This window comes from Streptomyces sp. NTH33, assembly GCF_003236365.1.
Taxonomy (GTDB): Bacteria; Actinomycetota; Actinomycetes; order Streptomycetales; family Streptomycetaceae; genus Streptomyces.
Window position 1 is genome coordinate 1 of the sequence record NZ_POTZ01000447.1, and the last position, 5,636, is coordinate 5,636.

The following is a 5,636-nucleotide window of genomic DNA, read 5'->3' on the forward strand; positions in this document are numbered from 1 at the left end:
GCCGACGCCCCCCTCGCCCGCGAGCGGTCCCACCTGTCCGCCTCCCGCGCCGCGCTGCGCGCCATGCGCGAGGACGTCCAGTCGCTGGACATCCGCGACGTCACCGCGAACTGGGTCAACGCCGAGGTCCTCGCCCGCCAGATCGACGAGCGCGTCAAGGCGCTGGCCGACCTCAGCGGCACCCCGCTGTTCTTCGGACGGCTCGACTACCTGCACGCGCCGGGCGCGGACCGGGCCGAGGGGGCGGACGGGGAAAAGTTCTACATCGGGCGCCGGCACGTGCACGACGCCGACGGCGACCCCATGGTCATCGACTGGCGCGCGCCGGTCTCGCAGCCGTTCTACCGGGCGTCCAGGAAGGACCCCATGGACATCGCGCTGCGCCGCCGCTTCGGCTACACCGGCGGCGACCTCACGGCGTACGAGGACGAGCACCTGTCCGACCCGGCCGAGGCGGCGACCACCAGCAAGCTGCTCCAGCGGGAGATCGAGCGCCCGCGCGTGGGCCCGATGCGCGACATCGTGGCGACCATCCAGCCCGAGCAGGACGAGATCGTACGGTCCGGCCTGTCCGGCACCGTCTGCGTCCAGGGCGGCCCCGGCACCGGGAAGACCGCGGTCGGCCTGCACCGGGTCGCCTACCTCCTCTACGCCCACCGCGAGCGGCTGGCCCGCAGCGGCACCCTCGTCATCGGACCGAACCGGTCCTTCCTCCACTACATCGAGCAGGTGCTGCCCGCACTCGGCGAGCTGACGGTCCGGCAGTCCACGGTCGACGACCTGGTGGCCCACGTGGAGGTGCGGGCCGCGGACGACGCGGCCGCCGCGGTCGTCAAGGGCGACGCGCGGATGGCCGAGGTGCTGCGCAGGGCGCTGTACTCCCACGTGACGATGCCCACCGAACCGGTCGTGGTGGTGCGCGGCTCACGCCGCTGGCGCATTCCGGCGTACGAACTGGAGGAGATCGTCCGCGAGTTGCTGGACCGCGACATCCGCTACGGCGCCGCCCGCGAGGCCCTGCCGCAGCGGATCGCGCACGCCGTGCTGGTGCGGATGGAGCGGGCGGGCGAGGCCCCCGACGACCGCGTGCAGGACACGGTGGCCCGCAACCCGGCGGTGAAGGCGGCCGTCAAGGCGGTCTGGCCCCCGGTCGACCCGGCGAAACTCGTCCTGCGGCTGCTGACGGACGCGGACTTCCTGGCCGCGCACGCCGACGGGATCCTCACCGAGGAGGAGCGGAAGACGATCCTGTGGGCGAGGCCCGTACGGTCGGTGAAGTCCGCCAGGTGGTCCGCGGCGGACGCGGTGCTGATCGACGAGGCGACCGACCTGATGGAGCGCACGCCCTCCCTCGGGCACGTGGTCCTCGACGAGGCGCAGGACCTGTCCCCCATGCAGTACCGCGCGGTCGGCCGCCGCTGCACCACCGGCTCCGCGACGGTCCTCGGCGACCTCGCCCAGGGCACCACGCCCTGGGCGACCCGCACCTGGGAGGAGGCCCTGGCCCACCTGGGCAAGTCCGACGCCGTGATCGAGGAACTGACGGCGGGCTTCCGCGTGCCGACGGACGTCATCGCCTACGCCTCCCGTCTCCTTCCGCACATCGCCCCGAACCTGACCCCGGTCGCCTCGATCCGCGAGAACCCGGGCTTCTTCGAGGTCCGTACGACGGCCGGGGACGCCGAAGTGGTCGCCGCCTGCGAGGAGTTGCTGCGCCACGAGGGCTCGGTCGCCCTGATCGCCGCCGACCCGCGCGTCCCGGCCCTCGCCGAGGCCCTGACGGCGGCCGGCGTGCCGTACCTGTCCCCGGGGGAGGAGACGACGGCGAGGACCCGCCTCACCCTGGTCCCGGCCTCCCTCGCCAAGGGCCTGGAGTACGACTACGTGGTCCTCGACGAACCCCGGGCCGTGGTCGACGCCGAACCCGACGAACGCACCGGCCTGCGCCGCCTGTACGTCTCCCTCACCCGAGCGGTCTCGGGCCTGGTCGTCACCCACACGGCCCCGCTGCCGCCTCAGCTGTCCTGAGGCCCGCCGGGCCGGTCCGGCGGCTGCTCGCCGGGGCCGCGCCCGCCGGCGTCGGGCACGCCCGCGTTCGGGGACGGCGTGCCGTGCGGCCAGTACGTGCTCTGCGGCTGCGGGTACGGGCCGTAGGGGCCGGGGCCCTGTGGCTGCGGGTACGGGCCGTGCGGGTTCTGCGGCTGTGCGTGCGGGCCGTACGGGCCCTGCGGCTGCGGATACGGCCCGTACGGCCCGTAGGAACCCCACGGTTGCGGGTACGGCAGGTGGGGTGCGACCGGCGCGGGAGGCGGGGGAGACACGTTCTGCGGAGAGCGGCGCCGGGCCGGCCACAGCACGATCAGGGCATAGACCAGGATCACCGCCATGTCGACGACGGCCAGTTGCCAGGGGGCGTCGGCCGCCGTCTCGTCGGACGCCAGGCCGTCCACGACCGCGGCGGACAGCCCGAAGGCCAGCAGGTTGTTCACCACGTGCAGGGCGATGGCCGCCTCCAGGCCGCCCGTGCGGATGGTCAGCCACCCCGCCACCAGGCCGAAGACCAGGAGATCGGCGAACCCCCAGGGGGTACCCCAGCCGTGGGCGGCCGCGAAGAGCGCCGCCTGCGGCAGCACCACGAGCCACGGGAAGCGGACCAGGGCCCCCGCCGCCTGCAGCAGCCAGCCCCGGAAGAGGTACTCCTCCGCCGCCGACTGCAGCGGCACGAGGACGGCCAGCATGGCCAGGGAGACGAGGAACGTCCCCCACCCCACCCACACGCCGTCCGCTTCGGAGCCGCTCTGGTCGTCCGGCAGGAAGAACGCGACCACCGTCAACAGCAGCGTGGCGGGCACGGCGGCCAGGAGGCACCAGGCCAGCCAGCGCCAGCGCAGCCGCCCGGTGACCGACGCCACCGTGCCGGCCGGACGCCGGCCCGGCCAGAGCACGGCCAGCAGGACCAGCGGCAGGGCGAGGGCTATGAACGTCAGGTCCAGTGCCGTGCCCAGGACCGGGCCGAAGTCGACTTCACCGTCGGGCAGTTCCGGGTAACCGGCGGCCCTCCCGAGCTCGTCGGTGAGGACGTAGAAGAACACGGCGAACAGGAACCACCCGAGGACCAGCAGCAGAGTGCCGAGCAGCGGCCGCCACCAGCGGTGGTGAGGGGTGTACCGGGCCATGCGGTGGTACGGAAGCCCGGGGAGGTCAGGGGACGTTTCTGTCATGGACGACATCGTGCCTGGCCGGAAGGGGCCAGGCGTACGCATTACACGGCGCCGGCTCGCACAGCGCCGGCCTCGTCCAGCACCGCACGCCACCGCGCGACCACCGCGGCGGAGACCGGCCCGTCCCAGCCGCCGGGGCGGGCGGCACCGCCGATGTGGAAGGCGTCGATCCCGGCGGCGAACAGCGCGGGCACATGGTCGAGCCGCAGCCCGCCACCCACCATGATCCGCTGCTCGTATCCGGGTTCGCCGCTCCGGGCGGCCTCGGCGGCCAGGACGGGAAGCCCGTCGTCCACGCCACCCGCGGCACCCGCCGTGAGGTAGGTGTCGAGCCCGGGCAGCCCGTCCAGCTGCTTGCGCAGGGTGTCGCGGTCGGCGGCGCGGATCGCGGCGACGGTCCCGGTCGGCGGGGTGAGCCCGTCGGCCGCCATGTCGGTGACCAGTTCGAGGCGGTCCGCGCCTCCGGCCTGGGCGGCGACCGCGTCCTCGACGTCGAGGGCGATCACCTCCAGGAATGCACGCGTGCTCATAGGGCCCCTTTCCCCGGCTTCCCTGGAGTCGGACAGGTCTAGTCCAATCCAAGCCTACGCCCGCCCGCGGCCGCGCAAACCGGCCTGGCGGGAGTGCCGGACAGCGCCGCCCTGGAGCGGCTGCAGGAGGCGGGCCTGGCCCTGCGCCGCCCGACAGTCGGTGCGATCGGGAAAAGTCGCTACCGGAACATGCGGGAACTGCGCCCACGCAGCGGCGGAACGGTGAGCATCCGGATGCCGTTCGTCTTCGGCCCCGAACGGCGGGCCATCTTCCTGGTGGCGGGCAACAAGGCGGCCGGGCGGCAATGGGCCACCTGGTATCCCAGAGCGATCAAAGAAGCGGACGGCAAATACACGGCCTACCTCGAGTCGCTGGAGCAGGAGAAGAAGGAAGGGCAGGGCAGATGAAACTCGGCACCACGGCCGACCTGACGGCCGACATCACCCCCGAGAAGCGTGCGCGCATCGACGCCATCAAGGCAGAGCTGATCGATGCCGAGCGAGGACACGAACTTGCCGCTCTCCGCAAGGCCCAGGGGTTCACGCAGGTTCAGGTCGCCGCGGCGATGGGGGTCGCCCAGGGGCGGGTCAGCCAGATCGAGCGGGGCGTCGCCCGCCTGGACACGTCGACCATGGCCGCGTACCTCCACCCGATCGGTGGCGAGCTGACCATGACCGCCACCGTGGGGAACCTTTCGGTACGGCTTTGAAGTGCTCTCCCGGCTGAAGCCGGGAGATTCCCTCCTACCGTGCGGTGGCGGGCTTGACTCCACGTGGGCTCCTGACGACTGCCCTCCCGGCAGTCGGGACGAGCGCGTTGCCCGACCAGCCGCAACCGGAGTTCTTGCACACGAACACGGCCTGGGCGGGCAGGACGGCGAGCCAGCCGGTCTCCTCGCGGGCCTGGCAGATCGCCGCATCGGCCACGGCCAGGGAACGCTTGCCCTTCGACAGCATGGTCCACCGGTCGTGCAGCAGGTTCCACAGCGCACGGGCGGCGTGGATCGTGTCCCGCCTCGTGGTGTAAGCGACCTTGCTCGACGCGTTCCGGTAAGGCCCACGTCGGCCCTCCCCTGAGACAACGGCCCCCGTATCGTGCGCGGCTGACCTGCCGTCAGCGGCATCAGCGGCCTCTGAACCGCGTCGATGCGGCGATGGCCTGTGCATTCCCCGTACTTGGCCGGCTGCACCACTCGGCGGGACGCGATCTCCCGGGGCTCATGACACCCACCCTGCTGAAAGCAGTGAGCATCCGGCAGGCGAATGCCATTCAGGCACTCAAATGAGCGGCAGACGAACACTGGAAGCCGGGATGCTCCCGCTTTTCAGAGGGGGTGTGTGCCTCCTGGCTGGGCGTCTCGAGGGGGCATGTCCCACGACGTGGCGCAGGCGGTCAAGCCCTTCGCCTTCCGGTCCGAGGTCCGTGGTGGTCTCCGGGGAAGCGGCAGCCCGCGAAGTGTCCCGTCGAGCCGGGCCGGACACTCGATCCGGCGGAGCCGGCGGTCCCCCACCAGCTCCGGGCAGCAGCTCCCCGTGCTCCCGCTCCTCGCCCGTCCTCACGTTCCCCACCCTGCAGGCGCTCCTGTCTCCCGGCCACCTCTACGGCCGCATCCGGTTCTCCAGCCGGGCGCTGTGCACTCTACGGGCCCCTGCCGACGTCGCCCTGACGTCCCTCTCGGTCATAGCCGCCCTCCCTTGGGACAGGGCCTCCGCCGCGGATCGGCTCAAAGTGCCACCTCAGGTGGCCCGGGGCCGCCCGAGGTGGCCGACCTCGTCAAACTCTCGATGAGAATGCTCAACCTTCGCTGCGACAGGTCAGCCCCCCTCCAGGCTGTCTCCTCACTCCCCGAAGATGTTCAGCGCTCCCGCCTCCACCCCGGCCAGC

General features: G+C 72.5%; 6 protein-coding genes. 3 read left to right on the forward strand and 3 right to left on the reverse strand.

The genetic code is table 11. The features are described from left to right. A partial coding sequence (locus C1I97_RS30060; RefSeq protein ID WP_258382805.1) for a HelD family protein occupies window positions 1-2,028 on the forward strand: 2,028 nt, incomplete at its 5' end. On the opposite strand, the gene C1I97_RS30065 is transcribed toward C1I97_RS30060, so the two are convergent. Further along, window positions 2,016-3,221 (reverse strand): CPBP family intramembrane glutamic endopeptidase, encoded by a 1,206-nt coding sequence (locus tag C1I97_RS30065; protein WP_258382806.1) that lies wholly within the window; start codon window positions 3,219-3,221, stop codon window positions 2,016-2,018. The two genes, C1I97_RS30060 and C1I97_RS30065, sit on opposite strands and share 13 nt — an antisense overlap. Window positions 3,222-3,262: 41 nt before the next feature. Further along, window positions 3,263-3,751, reverse strand: coding sequence for a copper homeostasis protein CutC (locus C1I97_RS30070; RefSeq protein WP_111006253.1), 489 nt, complete (start codon window positions 3,749-3,751; stop codon window positions 3,263-3,265). A 93-nt stretch (window positions 3,752-3,844) separates the two neighbouring features. On the opposite strand from C1I97_RS30070, the gene C1I97_RS30075 reads away from it, so the two are divergent. Next, a complete protein-coding gene (locus C1I97_RS30075) occupies window positions 3,845-4,159 on the forward strand; it encodes a type II toxin-antitoxin system RelE/ParE family toxin (RefSeq protein WP_258382807.1) in 315 nt (104 codons plus the stop codon). Next, complete coding sequence (locus tag C1I97_RS30080; RefSeq protein ID WP_111006255.1) at window positions 4,156-4,461, forward strand: helix-turn-helix domain-containing protein; 306 nt, start codon at window positions 4,156-4,158, stop codon at window positions 4,459-4,461. The genes C1I97_RS30075 and C1I97_RS30080 overlap by 4 nt, the downstream gene beginning before the upstream one ends. A gap of 34 nt (window positions 4,462-4,495) precedes the next feature. Here C1I97_RS30080 and C1I97_RS43060 read toward each other — a convergent pair whose 3' ends face one another. Next, window positions 4,496-4,708 carry a hypothetical protein gene (locus tag C1I97_RS43060; RefSeq protein WP_111006256.1) on the reverse strand — a complete coding sequence of 71 codons (213 nt, stop codon included), beginning with the start codon at window positions 4,706-4,708 and terminating at the stop codon, window positions 4,496-4,498. Window positions 4,709-5,636: the final 928 nt, after the last annotated feature.

Excerpts from the sequence above, each read along its gene's own strand:
- C1I97_RS30065 (WP_258382806.1), bottom strand. The coding sequence starts at position 3,221 with ATGACAGAAACGTCCCCTGACCTCCCCGGGCTTCCGTACCACCGCATG.
- C1I97_RS30070 (WP_111006253.1), bottom strand. The coding sequence starts at position 3,751 with ATGAGCACGCGTGCATTCCTGGAGGTGATCGCCCTCGACGTCGAGGAC.
- C1I97_RS30080 (WP_111006255.1), top strand. The coding sequence starts at position 4,156 with ATGAAACTCGGCACCACGGCCGACCTGACGGCCGACATCACCCCCGAG.
- C1I97_RS43060 (WP_111006256.1), bottom strand. The coding sequence starts at position 4,708 with ATGCTGTCGAAGGGCAAGCGTTCCCTGGCCGTGGCCGATGCGGCGATC.